This is a genomic window from Bradyrhizobium sp. S3.3.6, assembly GCF_040546905.1.
GTDB classification, from domain to species: domain Bacteria; phylum Pseudomonadota; class Alphaproteobacteria; order Rhizobiales; family Xanthobacteraceae; genus Bradyrhizobium; species Bradyrhizobium cytisi.
On the sequence record NZ_JBEPOT010000002.1, the window covers coordinates 103925 to 122671 of the forward strand.

General features: G+C 63.5%; 19 protein-coding genes and 2 pseudogenes. 7 read left to right on the forward strand and 14 right to left on the reverse strand.

Translation table 11 applies throughout. The annotated features are described in order from the left end of the window. The first annotated feature begins 84 nt into the window (after window positions 1–84). On the forward strand, window positions 85–963 hold the full coding sequence (locus ABID59_RS05060; RefSeq protein ID WP_354082640.1) for an SDR family oxidoreductase: 879 nt from the start codon (window positions 85–87) through the stop codon (window positions 961–963). 137 nt (window positions 964–1100) lie between these two features. On the opposite strand, the gene ABID59_RS05065 is transcribed toward ABID59_RS05060, so the two are convergent. Next, window positions 1101–2012 (reverse strand): hypothetical protein, encoded by a 912-nt coding sequence (locus ABID59_RS05065; RefSeq protein WP_354082641.1) that lies wholly within the window; start codon window positions 2010–2012, stop codon window positions 1101–1103. 436 nt (window positions 2013–2448) lie between these two features. Beyond that, complete coding sequence (locus ABID59_RS05070) at window positions 2449–3453, reverse strand: alcohol dehydrogenase catalytic domain-containing protein (protein ID WP_354082642.1); 1005 nt, start codon at window positions 3451–3453, stop codon at window positions 2449–2451. A gap of 118 nt (window positions 3454–3571) precedes the next feature. Here ABID59_RS05070 and ABID59_RS05075 point away from each other — a divergent pair, with 118 nt between their 5' ends. Next, window positions 3572–3943, forward strand: a complete 372-nt coding sequence (locus ABID59_RS05075) for a winged helix-turn-helix transcriptional regulator (protein WP_354082643.1) — start codon at window positions 3572–3574, stop codon at window positions 3941–3943. 147 nt (window positions 3944–4090) lie between these two features. Here the strand turns inward: ABID59_RS05075 and ABID59_RS05080 are convergent, their stop codons facing one another. Further along, window positions 4091–5005 (reverse strand): LysR family transcriptional regulator, encoded by a 915-nt coding sequence (locus tag ABID59_RS05080; RefSeq protein WP_354083106.1) that lies wholly within the window; start codon window positions 5003–5005, stop codon window positions 4091–4093. 75 nt (window positions 5006–5080) lie between these two features. Between ABID59_RS05080 and ABID59_RS05085 the strand changes: the two genes are divergently transcribed. Continuing rightward, window positions 5081–5542, forward strand: coding sequence for a GlcG/HbpS family heme-binding protein (locus ABID59_RS05085; RefSeq protein WP_354082644.1), 462 nt, complete (start codon window positions 5081–5083; stop codon window positions 5540–5542). 66 nt (window positions 5543–5608) lie between these two features. Here the strand turns inward: ABID59_RS05085 and ABID59_RS05090 are convergent, their stop codons facing one another. The 4 genes from ABID59_RS05090 to ABID59_RS05105 all read right to left on the reverse strand — a co-directional run bounded on the left by ABID59_RS05090 (window position 5609) and on the right by ABID59_RS05105 (window position 10808). Continuing rightward, on the reverse strand, window positions 5609–6223 hold the full coding sequence (locus tag ABID59_RS05090; protein WP_354082645.1) for an Isoquinoline 1-oxidoreductase subunit: 615 nt from the start codon (window positions 6221–6223) through the stop codon (window positions 5609–5611). Between the two features lie 11 nt (window positions 6224–6234). Beyond that, window positions 6235–6759, reverse strand: coding sequence for a (2Fe-2S)-binding protein (locus ABID59_RS05095; RefSeq protein WP_354082646.1), 525 nt, complete (start codon window positions 6757–6759; stop codon window positions 6235–6237). Then, the gene (locus ABID59_RS05100; protein ID WP_354082647.1) at window positions 6756–9527 is read right to left on the reverse strand and encodes a xanthine dehydrogenase family protein molybdopterin-binding subunit; all 2772 of its coding nucleotides are present in this window, start codon (window positions 9525–9527) and stop codon (window positions 6756–6758) included. Before ABID59_RS05100 ends, ABID59_RS05095 begins: the two co-directional genes overlap by 4 nt. Window positions 9528–9719: 192 nt before the next feature. After that, complete coding sequence (locus ABID59_RS05105) at window positions 9720–10808, reverse strand: hypothetical protein (RefSeq protein ID WP_354082648.1); 1089 nt, start codon at window positions 10806–10808, stop codon at window positions 9720–9722. A 203-nt stretch (window positions 10809–11011) separates the two neighbouring features. On the opposite strand from ABID59_RS05105, the gene ABID59_RS05110 reads away from it, so the two are divergent. Further along, complete coding sequence (locus ABID59_RS05110) at window positions 11012–12634, forward strand: ABC-F family ATP-binding cassette domain-containing protein (protein WP_354082649.1); 1623 nt, start codon at window positions 11012–11014, stop codon at window positions 12632–12634. A gap of 79 nt (window positions 12635–12713) precedes the next feature. Here ABID59_RS05110 and ABID59_RS05115 read toward each other — a convergent pair whose 3' ends face one another. Next, entirely contained in the window at window positions 12714–13247 is a 534-nt protein-coding gene (locus tag ABID59_RS05115) for an REP-associated tyrosine transposase (RefSeq protein WP_354082650.1), read from the reverse strand. 119 nt (window positions 13248–13366) lie between these two features. Here ABID59_RS05115 and ABID59_RS05120 point away from each other — a divergent pair. Continuing rightward, window positions 13367–13603 (forward strand): annotated as a pseudogene (locus ABID59_RS05120) (MBL fold metallo-hydrolase); the annotation flags it as partial. A gap of 10 nt (window positions 13604–13613) precedes the next feature. Here the strand turns inward: ABID59_RS05120 and ABID59_RS05125 are convergent. The 3 genes from ABID59_RS05125 to ABID59_RS05135 form a co-directional block, all read right to left on the reverse strand. Further along, window positions 13614–14759, reverse strand: a complete 1146-nt coding sequence (locus ABID59_RS05125; protein WP_283812749.1) for a type II asparaginase — start codon at window positions 14757–14759, stop codon at window positions 13614–13616. Between the two features lie 195 nt (window positions 14760–14954). Then, window positions 14955–15203 (reverse strand): hypothetical protein, encoded by a 249-nt coding sequence (locus tag ABID59_RS05130; protein ID WP_148753029.1) that lies wholly within the window; start codon window positions 15201–15203, stop codon window positions 14955–14957. Between the two features lie 114 nt (window positions 15204–15317). Then, window positions 15318–16280: an alpha/beta hydrolase gene (locus ABID59_RS05135; RefSeq protein WP_354082651.1), complete on the reverse strand. Its 963-nt coding sequence runs from the start codon at window positions 16278–16280 to the stop codon at window positions 15318–15320. Window positions 16281–16392: 112 nt separating this feature from the next. On the opposite strand from ABID59_RS05135, the gene ABID59_RS05140 reads away from it, so the two are divergent. Both ABID59_RS05140 and ABID59_RS05145 read left to right on the forward strand, forming a co-directional pair. Continuing rightward, window positions 16393–16542 carry a nitroreductase family protein gene (locus ABID59_RS05140; RefSeq protein WP_354082652.1) on the forward strand — a complete coding sequence of 50 codons (150 nt, stop codon included), beginning with the start codon at window positions 16393–16395 and terminating at the stop codon, window positions 16540–16542. Between the two features lie 133 nt (window positions 16543–16675). Next, window positions 16676–16879, forward strand: a complete 204-nt coding sequence (locus ABID59_RS05145; RefSeq protein WP_354082653.1) for a hypothetical protein — start codon at window positions 16676–16678, stop codon at window positions 16877–16879. 44 nt (window positions 16880–16923) lie between these two features. On the opposite strand, the pseudogene ABID59_RS05150 reads toward ABID59_RS05145, so the two are convergent. From ABID59_RS05150 to ABID59_RS05160, 3 genes and pseudogenes are all read right to left on the reverse strand, one after another. Further along, a pseudogene (locus ABID59_RS05150) lies at window positions 16924–17106 on the reverse strand (hypothetical protein); the annotation flags it as partial. 73 nt (window positions 17107–17179) lie between these two features. Continuing rightward, window positions 17180–17500 carry a PilZ domain-containing protein gene (locus tag ABID59_RS05155; protein ID WP_148753032.1) on the reverse strand — a complete coding sequence of 107 codons (321 nt, stop codon included), beginning with the start codon at window positions 17498–17500 and terminating at the stop codon, window positions 17180–17182. Next, entirely contained in the window at window positions 17497–18600 is a 1104-nt protein-coding gene (locus tag ABID59_RS05160; RefSeq protein ID WP_354082654.1) for a DUF2336 domain-containing protein, read from the reverse strand. The genes ABID59_RS05155 and ABID59_RS05160 overlap by 4 nt, the downstream gene beginning before the upstream one ends. Window positions 18601–18747 lie beyond the last annotated feature (147 nt).

An 18747-nucleotide genomic window follows, 5' to 3' on the forward strand; every position in this document is an offset into this window, starting at 1 on the left:
ACCCTGTCTATTTTTCTGTTGCAATGTACGTACAGGTCTGTCTATCTGGTCGATGCTATTTGGACAGAAGCGAAAGGACATAGGATGAACGGAAAAGTCGTTGTCGTGACCGGCACGAGCAGTGGTTTTGGAAGACTCACGGCATTGGAGCTCGCGAGGCGGGGTCATACGGTGGTTGCGACCATGCGAGACGTAGAAGGGCGAAATGGCCAAATCCGGAGCGAGCTCATCGAAGCGGCAAAAGCGGAAGGGCGTGTGCTGAGGGTCCTTGAAATGGATGTCGCCGACGAGGCGTCGGTCAATGCGGCGATCGACCATGTCATCAAGCAACATGGAAGAATCGATGCGTTGATCAACAACGCAGGCACCATGTTCGTCGGGGTCACGGAAGCCTACACGGTCGCGGATATCGAACGGCAATTTGCGGTGAATTTCTTCGGTGCCGTGCGAGCCGACCGCGCCGTTCTGCCGCATATGCGCGCCGTCGGCAGTGGACTTCTCGTCCATGTCACGTCGTTGATGGGCCGACTGATCTTTCCCTTCTTCGGTGTCTATTCCGCGAGCAAGTTTGCGCTCGAGGCGCTCGCCGAGTCCTATCGCTACGAACTTTCAAGCTTCGGCGTCGACTCGGTGATCGTCGAACCAGGGGCATTCCCCAGCAACCTGCTGCCATCCAGTCCGGAGCCGTCCGACGAAGGCGTGCTGGCATCATACGGTGCGGTCGCGGCGATCCCGGGCCAAATCAAAGACAGCTCAAGCCAGGCACACGATTCGTCCAATCCGCCACGACCCCAGCTGGTTGCCGATGCCATCGCGCGGCTGGTCGAAGCCACGGAACGGCGCCCGTTGCGGACGGTCGTCATGCCCGAGGGGATGGATCTCGGAGTAGAACGGCTGAACGAGGCCGCCACCTCTGTTCAAAACGACATGCTCGGCGCATTCGGTATGTCGAGCATGATCTGAAACTCCGAGCGTCAATCGGAATTACGGTGCGGAATTACGGAATTACGGTGACAGTGCACTTAACTAGGCAGGAGCGAAGTTTGGTGCCCTGTCACCGAGATTATCGTGTCTCACTTGAGGGGTGCAGTCCGCGACTGTCACTTCACCGGCGGCAGACCGGCGACGGCAGCGTCGGAAGGAGGGTTCAGGCACTTCGGATGGCCAAAGCCGCCAGCGCTATGGCCGACGCCGCCTTGTCCGTTGGGCGCCTGGCCCGTACCGCCGGTACCGTCGGTGTTCGCCGTGATGTCGAAGACGATGTTGTCGGGGTGGCTCGCATCTCCAGACACGCCCTTGACGCCCTGCAATTGATCGAGCCCGAGCGCATTGCGGAGCCGCCACGCCACCATGTGATCGGTGCAGGAGGTGTCGCCGCTGACGCCGCCGCCGCCGACCTTGGCTCCGTTGCGATACAGCGCGAGGCCGCCGCCGAACACGTTCACGCCGCCAATGCGCTGGCCAACCATCGGATCATTTGGCGTGCCGAACGACGAGCCGCTGGCTGGGCCCGGATTGAAGTTTGCCGTGCTGATGCCGCTGCCCGAGAACGGCGGATGGTTGCCGTAGGCAGCTGCCGTATCGACCGGATTGCTGTGCTGCAGCCCATAGAGGCTGCCACCCGGCTGCACGGCGGTGAACAGGTTGGCGGTCGACAAGGCAAGCCCGGTCGGAAACAGACTGCCGGCGGGTGTCGCGTTCTTACCCAAGCTGAAGTCGTTTGCAGTGTTCGCCTTCTGGGCGGAGATGACGCGGCTGCCCAGCCATTGCGAGGTGCCTTGGCTGCCCGAGAAGGCGACGGCGCAGACGGTGCCGTCGTTGGCAACCAGTGTGCCCCACATGTGGAAGCCGAGGCCGCCATTGGCACCGGAAGCGGGCGTGATGGCGCCGACAAGTGCCGAACGAAGTTGCGAAAAATCAGGCAGAGCGGCGCAATCCGCAAAGGCCGGGAGGGTCACCATGGAAACGAGAGCGCTGATCGAACAGAAAAGAGTTCGTCGCTTGACGTTCATTGTGCTGCTCCTGTGGTGCGATGGGTGGTTGATCAGGAAAGCGCGGCCCCATCGTGCCCGCGCAAAAGCTGAAAATCGGTCCTGCTTTCAATAATCCCGTTAGCAAACGGGCCTGCGCGACGACGAGGCAAGGCGTCCTGGTATCTGCGAACCTCGCCGCGCTCAAAACTGAAGTCGTCACCGAGGCAATGCTGTTCGGACGTCTTCGTGGCAGTGGCAATGACCTAATGCTTCCAAGAGCACAGTGGTCCCATGGTTAAGTCTGGGAGCGACCGCAGAGGTTCACAGAAAATCCCGGCGAAGTCGGAGTTGGGTCTGAATGTGAAGAACTCAACGTGAGCAAATCTGGTCCGCCATGCCTGATAGTGCACGTGATTGGACCGGAGCGAAGTTGAGCGCAGTCCAGCTCTGCAATTCTGGACCGGACCAATTCGCTTTATCGTATAGCTAGAACCGCTTTCGCGCCCGGCACCGCCTCGTAGGCCATAGCTTCGTCGATCTGTTCGAAACTGAATTCCCGGCCGATCCGCGTCCTGAACATCGGATTCTCGATCTGGCCTTCGAGGTCCCGTAACGCGGCGGAGAGACGCGAGCGGTCCTTCACCGTCGCGCTTTCGAAATTGCTGAAGCGTTGGATGGTCAGGTTCTTGCCCATGAAAAGTAGAGTCGATAGCGAGACCGGCACCTTCGCGCCCAGGAACCCATAGACGTAGATCGTCGAATTCATGACTAGGTGCGGCGCGATGCGCGTGATCAGGTCGCCGCCGACGCCGTCAAAAACCGCGGTCGTCTCCAACTCGGCCGCCAAGGTGCCGAGCTTCTGTTCGAAACCCTCTTCTTCCGACGCCAGCACATGCTCGACGTCCTGTTGGATCAACATATCGCGCGACGAGGTCGAGCGCGTGACGAAGATCGCGGGCACGCCCCGTCGCCGGACGAGCGAGGCCGCGGCGTATCCGGTCGCCGAACTTCCTGCCGTGACGATGATCCCCTTATGGCCATCGGCGGCGATCTCGTCGAGGAACGCGTAGGCCGTCATGATATTGACGAGCGATCCGCTGTAGTCCCGCATCTGCACGTGATCCGGCAGGATCAGGCAGGTCTCGAAGGGCACCAACGCCTTCTCGGACCAGAGGCCGATGCCTTCCGGGCTGCGGCAGAGCGACCAGTAGATCGCGACCTGCTTGCCCGCGTGGTAGTCGACCGGGACGTGATCGCCGATCGCGATGATCCGCCCGGCCCCTGACGCCCCCCAAGTGTTGTGGCGGCGGTTTGCCAAGGGATTGCCCGCGGCCTGGGGCATCGCCAAGAAGGATTTGTCGCCGTGGTTGATGGCCGAGGAGTCCATCTGGACGAGGACATGGCCAGGCGGCACGGCGTCGGGCTCCGGAATATCGCGAACCTGCAGACCTCGGTCGGCTTTCACGCAAATCGCTTTCATAAGGGCTTCCTTTTGCCTCTGCCATGGCGCGGGAGATGTGCCGCTAGAGGCTCGGCCCTTAAAATGACGACGCACTAACAATTCACAAGTACGGATAATTTTGTTAGTGCCTTACCCTATGGAAGAATCGACGGGCTGCCCGGTGGCCTTCACCTCGCGGGTCCTGCAAGGCAAATGGAAGGCCAGAATCGTTTGGGCACTGGTCCGAAACGAAAACCTTCGGTTCTCCGATATACGCAGGGCGTGCGTGCCCATCAGCGATCGCATCCTGTCGAAGGAGCTGAAGGACCTGGACGGGTGGGGGCTCATCTCGCGACGGGAATACCCGACGATCCCGCCCAAAACCGAATACAACTTGACCGTCCTGGGGCAGACGCTTCGCCCCATCATGGCGGCGATGGCTGATTGGGGGATCGAGCATCGTTCGGCCGTCGCTAAACCGGCAGGCAACGCTACGTCTGGGAGCGAGCGCAGAGGTTCACAGCGGTGACGGTCCTGGTTAACTAGGCACGAGCGAAGTTTAGTGCACTGTCACCGAAATTGCTGTCGCCTCATCACGGCCCAGGGCACGCCGCTCCCGTCTTCACCCAAGCCTCCACCAACGTGCCGGCCTGCTCCTGCGTGCCCGGTACGGGGCTCATATCCGCAGGGCAGAGAGCTGCGCCACGAGGAATTCCATCGCGGCACGGACACGCCGCGGCAAAACGCCGGCGCCCCGCCTGACCCAGACGATCTGGAGTGGAATTGGCGGCGGCTCGTGGCCGACAAGGATTTGCTCCACAATCCCTTGCTCGATGAGCCTTCGCACCTGCCAGAGCGGCGCGAGTCCGATGCCAAGGCCTGACGCTACGGCCGCATTGCGCGCAGCGGCATTTTCCGATCGAAAGCGGCCATGCACTTCGATGCGCCTCTTGTCGTCGCCAAATATCCATCTGTCATCGTCGCCGGCCCGCAACACGCACGCATGATGGGATAGCTCTCGCGGATGCTCAGGACGACCGTGTGCGGCGAGGTAAGCCGGTGAAGCGAAGACCGCCCAATTCAATCCGCCGAGGTGGCGAACCCGTAAGTTCGAGTCCGGCAGGTTGCCGATGCGGACGACGAAATCCAGCTTCTCGGCGACCAGGTCGACGTGCTCGTCAGACAAGACAAGTTCGATGTCAACTTCCGGATTCCGCGTTAGAAATTGGCTCAGGGCAGGGCTCACATATTCGGGGCCGAACAGGCTCGATGTGCCGATGCGGATGGTGCCGGCGAGGCGCCGGTCTCTGGCAATCAGATCTTCCCGCGCACCGTCAATGGTCGTGAGTGCCAGACGGATGCGGCCGGCAAAATCGAGCCCTGCCGTCGTGGGACGCAGGCGCCGGGTCGTCCGCGACACGAGCTCCACCCCAAGGTCCTGCTCGAGCCGCGCCAGCGACCGGCTCACCGCCTGAAGCGATCTGCCCAGACGAACAGCTGCCGACGTCAGGCTACCTTCATCGACAATAGCGAGAAACGTCGTGTAGTCCCCAAGCGAGGTCAGAGCTATTCTCTCGTAAAGTGAGATAATGTATCCTCAGTATCATGTATTATCATCAGATGCGCGGTATGCTGTTGATGAGCTCTCACCAACCTGGAGCTCTCAATGATGAAAATTGACCCCTCTACGGCAGAGGCACCTCTGGCGGCCCTGACGCCTCTCTATGGTGCCCCGATCACGCTCGACGAGGCTGTGCTCGTCGCCGGTGCGGCGCGCGCCGAAGCGCAACGTCATGGATGGCCTATGGTGATCGCCGTCACCGACAGCGGCGGCCATCTCGTTCTGCTATACCGTCTCGATCAGGCTCAGCACGGCAGCGTGCTCGTCGCTCAGCAAAAGGCGAAGACGGCGGTCGATTTCAGGCGGTCGACAGGAGCGTTTGAATCCGCGCTTGTCGAGGGCGGCCTTCATCTACGGCTTCTGGGCATGACCAATCTGACGCCCCTGGAAGGTGGCCTTCCGATCGTGCGCGAGGGCAGGGTGATTGGTGCGATCGGCGTATCGGGCATGCAATCAACCCAGGACGCGCAGGTTGCGTCGGCGGGTCTTGCGGCTTTCGGATCCTGACCGGTCTTAATCCCGAGGCAGTGGAGAAGCGCGGATACTACGTGTCGGATGTCATGCGGCACGAGCTCACGGCGCCGGACACGCCGCTCCCGTCTTCACCCAGGCCTCCACCAGCGCGCCGGCCTGCGCTTGCGTGCCCGGCGCGGGCGCGCGGCCGAAGCCGGGATGCCAGGCCCAGCCGACGAGGGTGTCCTTGCCGATGTGGTCGATCAGCGCTTCCACCTTGCGGCCGCCGTTGCGCGCGGGGTCGCGGATCTGCTCGCAGATCTCGGCGATCGTCTTGCCTTCCCAGGCCATCTCGCGCGGGGCGAGGTGCCATTCGGGATGGCCGGGAATGCGGCCTGGCTCGAAATTGGCCTTCTGGTGGCAGGTGTGGCAGCGCATCGCCTCGAGGCCATGACCGTCGGGGCCGCGCGTCACCGGCGGCTGATGCAGGCGCGGAGTGTCGCCCTGGCGCGGGCTGTCGCCGGCCGGATGGCAGTTGGTGCAGCGCGGATGCGTCAGCACTCTTCCAAGTTCGGTGAAGATCGCGGCCGAGCGTTTTTCGGTGTCGGCGATGTTGGCAAAACTGTCGGGCGAGGCGAGGCCGTGGCTGGTCGTGTCCGAGGCTGCATAGCCCGCGCAAAGACTGCTCGTCAGCGCCGCCATCACGGCCATGATCCTGAAGCGCGCGTTGATCATCGCTGGCGCACTCATTTGGTGGCGACGAGATAGCGGCTGGAATCGGCGAGGATCACGTCGCGCACCGCCTCGTGATATTTGATGTAGCCGGTGCAACGACAGAGATGCCCGTCGAGCGCGTCCGCAATGGTCTGCTCCAGCGCCTCGCGGGCGACGGGGGCGCGCGACAGGCGTTCGAGCAGCACCTGGCCCTCGCCAAGGAAGCCGGCGGTGCAGTAGCCGCACTGGAAGGCGAAGTGCTCGATGAAGGCCTGTTGCAGGGCCGAGAGCTGGCCGTCTTTGGCGTGGCCCTCGACGGTGCGGATCGACTTGCCGTCGAAATTCACCGCGGGCGCGACGCAGGTCGGGCTAGTGTAGCTGGTGCCGTCGGGCGCGTCGACGATGATAGCGCAGCTCAGGCATTGCGCGGCGCCGCAGCCGAACTTGGTGCCGGTCATGCCGAGCATCTCGCGCAGGAAATCGTTCATCGAGAGATCGTCGCGGACGTCGATCGGACCGTGCTTCCGGCCGTTGATGGTGAGGCTGAGGGTCGTCACGCCAAAACTCCCTTCAAGAGGCTTGAAGTAACCGGCAGCGCGCGGAAGCGATGGCCGGTGGCATCGTGAATGGCGTTGATCAGCGCCGGGACGATCGGGACCATCACGACTTCAGCCATGCCCTTGGGCGGCTCGTCCGGCGTCAGCGGCTTCAGCATCTCGATCTCGAGATCGCGCAAGGGCAGATCCGAACCACGGGCGACCAGATAGCGCCCGAGATTCCATTCGCCGTTGCCAGGGCCGCCCTCGAACGGCGGCAGCGTCTCCAGAAGCGCGTAGCCGACACCCATGGCGAAGCCGCCCTGGGACTGGCCTATCACCACCTCCGGCACCAGCGCGGTGCCGCATTCGAGCACGCTGTAGGCCTTGGCGATGCGCAACGCGCCCGTCGCGCGTTCGATCTCGACGCGGACGAGGGCGGCGCACATCGAGGTGTAGGCCGTGCCGATGCGGTTGTTGTCGGTCGGCGGAAACTTGACGCTGCTCCGGTTGATGCGTTCGAACCTGCCGCTGTCACGGCGGATCGCGAGCGCGTCGATCTCGGCACGATATGGCTCGCCAAACAGTGCAAAGCGTGCGCGCGACCAGGCCCAGCGCGAAAAACTGTGCGCGATCGCACCGGTGACGAAGCCGCGCGCATGCGCGGTCGCGGCGAGCGCCGGCAGCGCCAGCGGTTCGAGGCCGGGCATCGTGAGCTGGCCGTCCTGCCAGCTTGCGTTCGCCCATTGCCGTGCGCGCGCGTCCGTCTTCGGAATGCGCCACAGCTCCAGCGCCGCGGGCCACAGGCCGAAGCGGAAGATGACGCGGGCAGCTTCCGCGGAGGAGTGGGTGCCGACATGGGCGCCGACCGAAGCTGATGTCGCCGAGCTGATCCTGGGCACCCAGCGCGGATTTCCCTGCGCCGCGTCCTGGGTCTTTTGATCCATCGTGTAGGGATCGCCTGAGGTGACGAGGCCAAGGACGTCATAGCCATCGACCCGGGCAATCGAGACCTCGTCGGCGATGGCGCCGAGATGGCTGGCGACGCGGTTGGCGAGCGCCGTGCCGATGCCGTTGCCCATCTCGACGTGATCGCAGAAGATCGCGATCCTGCCGTCGGGTCCGAGCTCGACGCGGCCGAGCGAGCAGTCGGCGCCGGCGCCGTAGTCCTTGGTGACGCAGGCAACCCCGGTGCCGACCAGGCGGTCTCCGGAGGCTTGCCTGAATTGCGCACGCTGCTGCCAGATCGGATGCTTTTCGAGCTTGTCGAGGATCTCGGGCGTGCGCACCGAGACGATGTAGGGATTGCCGGTCATGGTCCGGCCGTTCTGCTTGAGCGCATTGCGCCTGCGGAATTCGATCGGATCGAGCTTGAGCTCGCCCGCGGCTTCGTCGATCAGCGCTTCGAGCGCGGTCATGGTCTGCAGCGCGCCGTAGCCGCGCATCGAGCCTGCAGTCACGCCGCGCGAATGCAGCGCGACCGTGGTGACGTCGACCTTCGGGATATCGTAGATGCCGATCGCGGCGGTGGCGGCGACGGTCGCCACGTTGGCGGAGAAATTGGCCTGGCCGCCGCCGTCGAGCACGTGGTCGGCAGCGAAGGCCTTGATGATGCCGGTCGCGCGGTCGATGCCGATGCGCGAGCGCATCTTGATCGGGTGACGCTTGATGCCGCCCTGGAACTGCTGATAGCGGTCATGGGCGAGCCGCACCGGCTTTCCGGGGAAGAGAATCGCCGCCAGCGCGACGTAAAGGATGAACGGCGTGTGGTCGCGGCCGCCGAAGCCGCCGCCGACATGGGCAAATTGCGCGTTGATATGGGTCGGCTTGTAAGGCGTGCGGGCCTTGGCCAGCAGAAACGCGAGCGAATCCGCCGCCTCATAGGGCGATTGCACGCCGAGCACCAGCTCCAGATTGCCGCCCTTGCCGGAGTACCAGGCGAGCCCGCATTCCGGCTCCAGGAACATCGGGTCGACCGACTGCGTCTCGAACTCGCGGTCGAGAACCAGCAGCGAGGCGTCGTCCGCGGCGAGCTCGGCGCGGATCTGCTCGCCATATTTCGCCGCCTTGGCATAGTCGGCCGGCATTTCCCTGGCGAGCGACGACCACACCGGAAGTGCTGTGGTCTGCAGCTTCCTGGGCGAGACCCAGCCGGCCTGGAGCGGCGAATAGACGTCCGGCTTCTCGGGCGATGGGCCTGCAACACGGGTGAAGCGATAGGAGCCGTAGTCGGGCGCCATCACCGGGCCGGTTTCTTCGCCGAATCTGACGAAGGTGCCGTCACGCAAGGCGAGGCGGGCCTGGTCGAAGCTATCGAACGTCTCGAAGATCAACAGCGCGACCGGCTGTCCGAGATAAAGCGGCGTCTTGCCGGGCGGGCAGAACAGGTCGCCGGCATAGAACTCCGGCGCCTGCGTGCCGACACGGTCGAGATCGGCGGCGGTGACGACGACCGAAGGCTTCAGCGCGCCTTTGAGCCGGGCGAGGTCCATGCCGGTGTAGACATGCGTGGCGTCATTGGCGCGCACCAGGATCGCGTGCGAGGTGGTCCGCGGCCAGCCCGGCAGATCGTTGGCGCGGAAGTCGGAGGCGTAGAGCTTTGCACCGGTGACCTTGGCGACGCCGTCGACGCGGCCGGCGCCTTTGGTCGCCGGATTGAAATTGCCGCGTCCGGGCAGCGTCTCGTGCGCCGCGAAGGGCGCGTTGGCCGCCCCCGCAAGATGCGACAGGCTGACCGAGATGCCGCCCGCCGATAACCACTTCACGAACTCGCGTCGCGAAGGCCGCATGGTCTCATCCTTGTGCAATTTTTCAGGAGCTCGCGATGCTGACGGCATCGTTGCCAAAGCTACGAAACGGGTACGCGCCAACGCTGGCCTGAAGCTGTCATGATTCGTCATGCGGGAATAGAACAGCGCAGCGCATTACCACCTCGTGAAGACGCGGCCGCATTGCCGCCGCGTGTCCCGATGTTTCGTGCGCTATTTGAGATCCGCGATCGTCGCGGGGCCGGGACCCGGCGTGACCAGGGTCGGCCACTGCCTGGAGCCGAACGGAACCAGCGGCGGCAGGAACGGCGTCATGCCGCGCTTTGCCGTCTCCGCGACGATAGCGGCCCGCCCGTCGCCTCCCATCAGCTCGTAGTCCATCAAATGATAATTGCCGAAGAACAGCGCACCAACCGAACGATCGGCGATGATCCGCGTCAGCGACTCCAGCATGTCGGCCGGCGTCGTGGTGAACGACACCGTTTCGATCAGCAGCAGGCGCGTGTTGATGGCGTCGGGGCCGAAGAACTGCGCGAGCACGCTGAAGATCACGTTGTTCTGCCGCGTCACGTAGATCGTGTTGCTGGCGGCATAGGTCTTCTCCCAGTCGGGACCGAGCTGTGTCTTCCAGTCGGCCAGCACGCCCATCCAGTGCGCGACCTGCGTCTGCGCCGCCCACGCGACGTTTCTGGCGAGGAACGGGGCCTGCTGCTTGCCGAAAGCCTCTAACTTCGCGAACGGAATGACGCCCCTCGCAAGGCATTCGTCCATGAAGGCGATGTTGTTCTTCAGGATGATGCGATTGTTGTCGCGCCAGTCGGCCTGCATCGGGGTGGCGTCGAGGCTGTCCAGCGCCGACTGCATCCGGCTGCGGAACGCCAGCATCGCGCCGCGCCAGGATTTGTTGTCGGGATTGTCGACATAGGGGCCGACCACCTCGGCCAGCGCCATGGTGCTGTGGCCGACCGATTTCAGCAGCTGATAGACGACCGGCACCTGCGGCGCGTCGAGCGGCGGCTGGCCCGGTCGGTACAGGATCAGGCGACCGCCGGCGCCGGAGAACAGGCCGAGGATTACGGGGTGCTTGTCGAGGATGTTCTTCTGGAACACCTTTGCAGCGTCGCCATAGAGCTCGAACATCGCGGTGTTCAGCGCAAGCACGTCCCTGGTGGCGATATCGCCCGGCGCGGCATTGGTCTTGCCGGAGATCGGCGCCATGTAGTCGGGCAGGGTCTGGGCGATTGCGGCGCCGCCGCCGAGCATCAGTGCGGCGGCCATGGCCAGGCCAAAGCGAGTTTTCATCGGTATTCCCCCCAAAGTGCATTCTCAGCAAGCGTCAGCTCTAAGGACGTCCGTCAGATGCGCTGGACGGCGCCACCGCGTTTCTGGCTGAAAATTGCTAAGGATTTGTCAGGAAAGGACAAAACCCGTACCTCGCCGGGCTTCCTTTGGCCGCCCTCATGGCCTATTACGCCGCAACGCAACAATTCCCCCAAAAAGACCTCATGATCCGCCTCGACAACGTCAGCAAGCAAGCCGGCCACCAGATCCTGTTCATCGAAGCCTCCGCCGCCCTCAACAAGGGCGAGAAGATCGGCCTCGTCGGCCCGAACGGCGCCGGCAAGACGACCCTGTTCCGGATGATCGCCGGCGAGGAGCTGCCCGACGAAGGGCAGGTCTCGACCGATCGCGGCATCACCATCGGCTATTTCAACCAGGACGTCGGCGAGATGTCTGGCCGCAGCGCCGTGGCCGAGGTGATGAATGGCGCGGGTCCCGTCAGCGAGGTCGCGGCCGAGTTGCGCCAGCTCGAGGCCGACATGGCCGACCCCGACAAGGCCGACCAGATGGACGAGATCATCGCGCGCTATGGCGAGGTGCAGCACGCGTTCGAGGAGCTCGACGGCTACGCGCTGGATGGCCGTGCGCGCGAGGCGCTGTCCGGCCTCGGCTTCAGCCAGGAGATGATGGACGGCGATGTCGGCAAGCTCTCCGGCGGCTGGAAGATGCGCGTGGCGCTGGCCCGCATTCTGCTGATGCGTCCCGACGTCATGCTGCTCGACGAGCCGAGCAACCATCTCGATCTCGAAAGCCTGATCTGGCTGGAAAAGTTTCTGCACGATTACGAAGGCACGTTGTTGATGACCTCGCATGACCGCGAGTTCATCAACCGCGTCATCTCCAAGGTGGTGGAGATCGATTCCGGCTCGCTGACGACCTACACCGGCGATTACGAGTTCTACGAGCAGCAGCGTGCGCTGAACGAGAAGCAGCAGCAGGCGCAGTTCGAGCGCCAGCAGGCGATGCTCGCCAAGGAGATCAAGTTCATCGAGCGTTTCAAGGCGCGCGCATCTCATGCCGCCCAGGTGCAGAGCCGGGTCAAGAAGCTCGACAAGATCGAGCGGGTCGAGCCGCCGCGCCGCCGCCAGACGGTGGCCTTCGACTTCCTGCCGGCGCCGCGCTCGGGCGAGGACGTCGTCGCCTTGAAGAAGGTGTTCAAGGGCTATGGAGCCAAGCGGATCTATGACGGGCTGGATTTCATGATCCGCCGCAGGGAGCGCTGGTGCGTCATGGGCGTCAACGGCGCCGGCAAGTCGACGCTGCTCAAGCTCGTCGCAGGCGCGAGCGAGCCGGACGAGGGCACGGTCGCCTTGGGCGGCAGCGTCAAGATGGGCTATTTCGCCCAGCACGCGATGGATCTGCTCGATGGCGAGCGCACCGTATTCCAGTCGCTGGAAGACCAGTTTCCGACCGCGGGGCAGGGGAGCTTGCGCGCACTCGCCGGCTGCTTCGGCTTCTCCGGCGACGACGTCGAGAAGCGCTGCCGCGTGCTCTCAGGCGGCGAGAAGGCGCGGCTGGTGATGGCGAAGATGCTGTTCGATCCGCCGAACTTCCTGGTGCTGGACGAGCCGACCAACCATCTCGACCTCGCCACCAAGGAGATGCTGATCGCGGCGCTGTCGGATTTCGAAGGCACCATGCTGTTCGTCTCGCATGATCGTCACTTCCTCAGCGTCCTGTCGAACCGCGTGCTGGAGCTGACGCCGGACGGCATCCACCAGTTCGGCGGCGGCTACACGGAGTATGTCGCGCGTACAGGGCAGGAAGCGCCGGGGTTGCGGTCGTAGCGTTGGGCGGTAGCCCGGATGGAGCGAAGCGCAATCCGGGTCTCGCACAACGCGGGCAGGCGATGTGGTTGATCCGGGGTCAATCTCCGCGTTCACCGAAGCGGCCGTCGATCTGGCCGGCTCCTCCCCAATCAGCGGGCAGCAGGCCCGCGCGGACGTAGCGATGGAGCGAGGAATACGGCCAGTCAATCGGCGACGCGACAAGGCCGTGTTTAACTGGGTTGTAATGGATGTAGTCGGCGCAGCGTTCGAAATCGGACTCGTTGCGAATGGTGTGCTCCCAGAACCGCCTTTGCCATAGAGCGAACTCGCCGCGATGATTGCGGGAGATTGATGCGCCCGAAGCAGCCAGTTGATGGGTGAACAGACCCTTGATCCGCCTCAATCGACCCGAAAAATCGGAGTCATCTTCGGGCAGTGTCATGATGACGTGAAGGTGGTCGGGCAAGATGACAATCGCGTCGATCGTGAATGGTCTTTCAGCGCGTGTGACGCGAAACGCGGTGCGGAGCTTGTCGGCGTGATCAACGAGCACGGACGATCTTCGATCGTCCAGCGTCGCAGTGAAAAAGTAGCTCCCGCCGGGTACGAAATTTCTCCGATAGCGAACCATGCGAGGGGCTTTCCCGGATTCCGCTTCGCTCCATCCGGGCTACAATCAAATCGGGCATCACGCAAGAAACTCCAGAAAAAAGGGAGAAAAGGGAAAAGAGCGCGCATGAGCTTCGGATAGGCGAACGCGCGGTGGTCGCCGGCGACCTCATGCATCACCAGATCCAGTGCCGCGAGCCGGACTGGTCGGCGAAGCCGGATTGGGATGCGAAGCAGTCGGCGGTGTCGCGGCGGAAGTTCTTCGCTTCCGTCGCAGACACCGACACGCTGATCCTGCCGATCCATTTTCCGGCGCCGACCGTCGGCCTGATCAAGCCGCTAGGCGCCGCCTTTGATTACCGCTTCAGGCGCGAATAGAGCGGATGCTCTAATAGGTGTAGAACATCCGCTGGATTTCCTTGCTGTCGGTCGTCTTGGTCAGCGCCAGCATCAGCAGAATGCGCGCCTTCTGCGGATTGAGCGTATCCGAGACGATGAAGTCGTGCTCGTCGTCCTTGGCTTCGCCATTGCGCGCGACGATGCCGTTGCCGACACGGCTGCTGCGAACGATCGCGACGCCCTTCTTGTGGGCCTCGTCGAGAGCCGGCTCGACCGCGGGCCGGGCCAAGCTGCCGTCACCCGTGCCGGCATGCACGATCCCCTTGGCGCCGGCGGCGACAAAAGCATCGATCGCGACCCGGTTCATGTTGGCGTAGCCGTAGACGATATCGACCTGCGGCAGCGTATCGAGGTTGGAGACGTCAAACTCGGAATCCGCCGTGTGCCGGCGGGTCGATTGGCGATAGAAATACGGCTTGTTGCCCTGCATATAGCCGAGAAAGCCGAGCTCAGGTGTGCGGAAGGTGTCTGCCGTCGAGGTGTTGTTCTTGGTGACGTCGCGAGCCGCGTTGATCTGATCGTTGAGAGAGACGAGCACGCCCTTGCCGACCGCCTCCTCACTGCCTGCGAGGATCACCGCATTGAACAGGTTGATCGGCCCGTCCGCGCTGATCGCTGTCGACGGCCGCATCGCGCCCACGACGACGACAGGCTTTTTGCTCTTGACGGTCAGGTTCAGGAAATAGCTGGTTTCCTCGATCGTATCGGTGCCGTGCGTGATCACGATCCCGTCGACGTCGTCCTGCGCGAGGAGCGTGTTGACGCGCTTGGCGAGCTTGAGCCAGTAGTCATTGTTCATGTTCTCGCTGGCGATCTGGAAGACCTGCTCGCCCTTGACGTTGGCCACCGTCTTCAGCTCGGGGACGGCGTTCAGGAGAGTCTCGATGCCCACCGTGGCTGCGGTGTAACCGACCACAGTGGTGCTGCTCGCTCCGGAGCCGGCGATGGTGCCGCCGGTTGCCAGAACCATGACGTTAGGCAGACCGACGCCCCTCGCGTTCGCGACGTCAAAACTGATGAGCAGCGCGAACAGCAAGCTCAATGTTGCCAATATCCGATGACGCACTCGAAGTTGCCACATCTTGACGTCCTTTTGCTGGAAAGCCTTCTCGACGCGCCCCAATTCGCTCAGCATTGCATGATCCGTCAGCCGACGGCTTCTGTCTAGGGTTGTGACGTCATCGGATGATATGGCTTGGGCGCTCGGCGCGCGCAAGAACGTGGATGGCCGGGACATCTAGCGCGAAGACGCGCTTCGCGCTTCTGCCCGGCCATGACGGAGTTCGGTCGCTGATTGCTCGCTAAAGAAGCAACGAATTCGCAGCGCGCCTTACGCGCCCATCTCGCACTTCTTCATGAAGCTGTTCTTGGCGGCACCGGCGAGCGGCTTGCCGTCGGAGCCGACCGCCTTGGGCGCGCAGGCGTCTTCCTTGCACTTCTTCATGAACGAGGTCTTGGCCGCGCCGGCGAGCGCCTTGCCGTCCTTGCCGACCGCCTTGCTCTCGCAGGTGTCGTCTGCAAGGGCCGAGCCTGCTGCAAAGGTCGCAACGATCGCAGCCAGGAAAATTCGCTTCATCATGGGTGTCTCCCTAAACCAAAAGATGGCGCGCGAATTGGAGCCCGAAATCGTGGCGCAATCAAGCAGGATCGCGCGCCGGGAGGTCGATCGCAGCTTCTTCCATTCATCCGTGGTTCAGACACCCCGCGCCAGCAACGCCTTGAAGTCGGCGCGTGCACGCTGCGCTTCGGCGCGGGCGACCTCGGAGGCGTCGCCGAGGCCGAAATAGCCATGGATCAGGCCGGCGCCCTCGTGATGCTTCACCTTCACGCCGGCGGTCTCCAGCGCCCGCGCATAGGCGGCACCCTCGTCGCGCAGCGGATCGAACCAGGCGGTGGTCACGATCGCGGGCGCGAGGCCTGCGAGCGAGGCGGCACGCAGCGGCGAGACCCGCCAGTCGGCGGCCTGACTGGCATCAGCGAGATAGTGGCCGGCGAACCATTCCATGACGGCTCGCGAGAGGAAGTAGCCTTCGGCATTCTCGGCGCGCGACGGAAAGCGCGCGTTCTCGCGCGCGTCGGCATAGCCGCCCACGACGTCGGTGACGGGATAGACCAGCAGCTGTGCGGCGAGCTTGATGCCGGCATCGCGGCAGGCGATAGCTGTGGCGGCCGCGAGATTGCCGCCGGCGCTGTCACCGGCAACGGCAAGACGCTTTGCATCGCTGCCAAATTCCGCGACACGGTTGAACACGTCGCTGGTCGCGGTGAAGGCATCCTCGAAGGCGCCGGGAAAGCGCGTTTCCGGCGGGCGGCGATAGTCGACGGAGACCACGACCGCGCCGCTCTCGATCGCGAGATTGCGCGCCTGCCGGTCGTGGGTCTCGAGGTCGCCCGCGACCCAGCCGCCGCCGTGGAAGAACACCACGGTCGGCGCGGGCACGCTGCCGACGCGATAAACGCGTGCATTCAGGGGGCCGGCGCCGCCCTTCAACTTGATATCCTGCACGGTATCGACGGGCGGCGGCGGCACGGCGGCGCGCGAGGCAGCCAGTGCGCGCAAGGAATCGCGGGTGCTCTGTGGCGTCATCGTCGCGGGATCGCGCAGCGGCAGCAGCGGAATGATCTGGGCGATGACGGGATCGAGCGGTGCGGCCATGATCGGGTCCTTACGGGGGTTCTTGGTCTTGCTTGCGGGTTAGCATAGATTTCGCGCGCCGCATCGGCAACCGGCCAGGTGTTGCAGATGTGGCATCCTGCGCTCCGACATCGTGCGCGAGGTCGCAAAGATTCCCGAGGACGAGGTCATCATGACTTGCGTTGCGATGGGCTATCCCGACGACAACTTTGCCGCGAATGCCGTTCGTTCCGATCGCGAAGGCAACACAGAGTTCGTACGCTACGTCGGCTTCGCCGACTGACGCGGAAAGGCCGGAGGAGATTATTCCCTCACGAAATTTTTCGTGCGGACTCGTTACGTCCCCTTGCAATCTCTACCGTGCAGGAGGAACAATACGCGGACTCAAGGTTTGTTGCTGGCGCGAGGGAATTGACATGCGGCGGCTGGCTAGCCTGGTTCGATGGTTCTTCGGTCCGCGGATGCGGCGTCCGATCGATGATGATCCCAGCCTTCCTTTTACGCCTGAAGAGTTCAGCAGGCTGGTCCGCAGCGGCCGGCACGAGGACATGAAGCTGCTCGCCGAAGGACTGGCTTGTCGCTCGATGCCGCGCCGCATCAAATACCGGGCGACGCACTAGGCGCACCCGTGACGCCGTTGCCCGCCCGCTGGTTTGGCGCGCGCTCAGCGTGAGAGTGCGACCTCCTTAAAGGATCTGACCAGCGCCTTCTGCAGCCTTCCGGTCATCTCGCAGAGAAGATGATTGGCCTCCGTGCGCGGCATCATCGGCTTGTAGGGCCGGTGCTCGATCAACGCGGCGAAGATGTCCGAGATCGTGAGAATGCGCACGATGTCGTTGATGCTCTCGCAAGGGGCTGGCCAAGTGTGACGGCCGTGAACATCGATGCGATCGCGGTAATCGGTTGATGGAGTTTCGAGCCTACTTGCTCCGGGCGGTATTCTGCGCCGCCTTCGCCGGTTTCTTCTTGCTGTCTGCGTTCACGAAATGAACACCGGCCATGGTGCCGTCGATCCAGACCAGCTCGCAGCGCCGGTACGCGAGCCCGGTCGAGGACAGCAGCATGAAGAACTCCTTGGCTTGCAGCACGTCGAGGGTACCTTCGACCTCGATCTTGGCGCCAGTCTGGGACACGTCGAGCAGCACGCAGCTGCGCCGCCAGGTGCCGTCCGAGCCCATCAGGTTGACGGACTGCTTGTGGTCCATCCTTACGCGAAGCGCCTTGCGACCGTCGAACTTCATCGGCTAACCCCCATTTTCGCGCCGCGATTTCCCGGATCGCCTGTGCTGGCGCTGGCTGCAATTTCCCCCCAGCGCACTGTCCATTGGCTGGTCGACAAAAGAAGCGTTTCGAAAATCAGTTGCGCGCGTTCGCGCTGGGCGAAGGAGAGGCGCGTACCACCTCGATTGCTGAGGATCGCGAGCGTGGTCGTCCAGTTCAGGCGCGAAGCCCGGCAGGCCATCACCAGGCCCTCGCAATCGTCATCGCTCATGACATGCTCGACGATCTCGATCGGAGCCCCCGACAGCACCGACAGGGCGGTGAACAGATTGGCGGTCTCGCCGCGGATGGCGAAGCGGTTCACGGTGGAATCGTTGAGCTTGCCGACGCGGCTGAGCGCCACGATCTCCGGTCTGGCGCTCGCATAGTCGGCGAGGGTGGGCGGCTTTGGCGGAATCGGCGCGGCTGCTTGCGCGGGCGGAGCGGCGGAGGGGTTGGGCTTGGCGGGTGCTGACTTGGCAGGGCGGGCGGAGAGCAGCTTCCGTACGATCAAGTCTGGGGTGCCAGGCCGCAGCACGAGCGCCTTCGCAATCTCGCCGTCCTGGTCGGCCCCACCAAGAGTGGCGTAAGCTGCCTCGGAGAATTTTGTTCCCGGGTTATTTATCAGCACAAGGCAGATCTGCTCGCCTCGCTTGATGAGCGCCTCGGTCACCGCAGGCTCGATGCAGTCGCGCGCCGCGATCGCGCGTTGGTGCCGCTCGCCGCACGAGGCCGCGACTGCCGCAAGATCGGCCGTGGAGAGTGCCTGCGATCTGAGCAGCACAGGACACGCCACGTCGGCGTTGTCATGGGAGGCAAGGCGCCGCAATGTTTCCGGCGGAGCCACCTTCAGGTCGGCAAGCGTCGTGCTGAGCTGAATTAGCGCACTGGCCTCAACCCGTTCCGTTAGTCGCAGCAGAACGCCATCGACCACACCGGACAGCAGTTCCTGAGAGCGGTCGCGGCTGCCGGTGAGCAACTGCACAATGCCGGAGAGAATGCGAGCGCAGCGGTCCAGCGGGCAGCTTGCGACCGCCTCTTCCAATTCGACCAAAATATCAGCAGGCAAATTTGCCATCATGGCAGGGGCCTGTACTCAAATAAAATTCGACTAAGCAATGCCCTTCATTCCGCACCACAGGCGTTAATTTGAAATTTAGACCCCGCCCCTCCGGGTATCAGCGCACCGCCTGCTTGACTGGAAACGCTATCGAAATTTGGCAGGAGG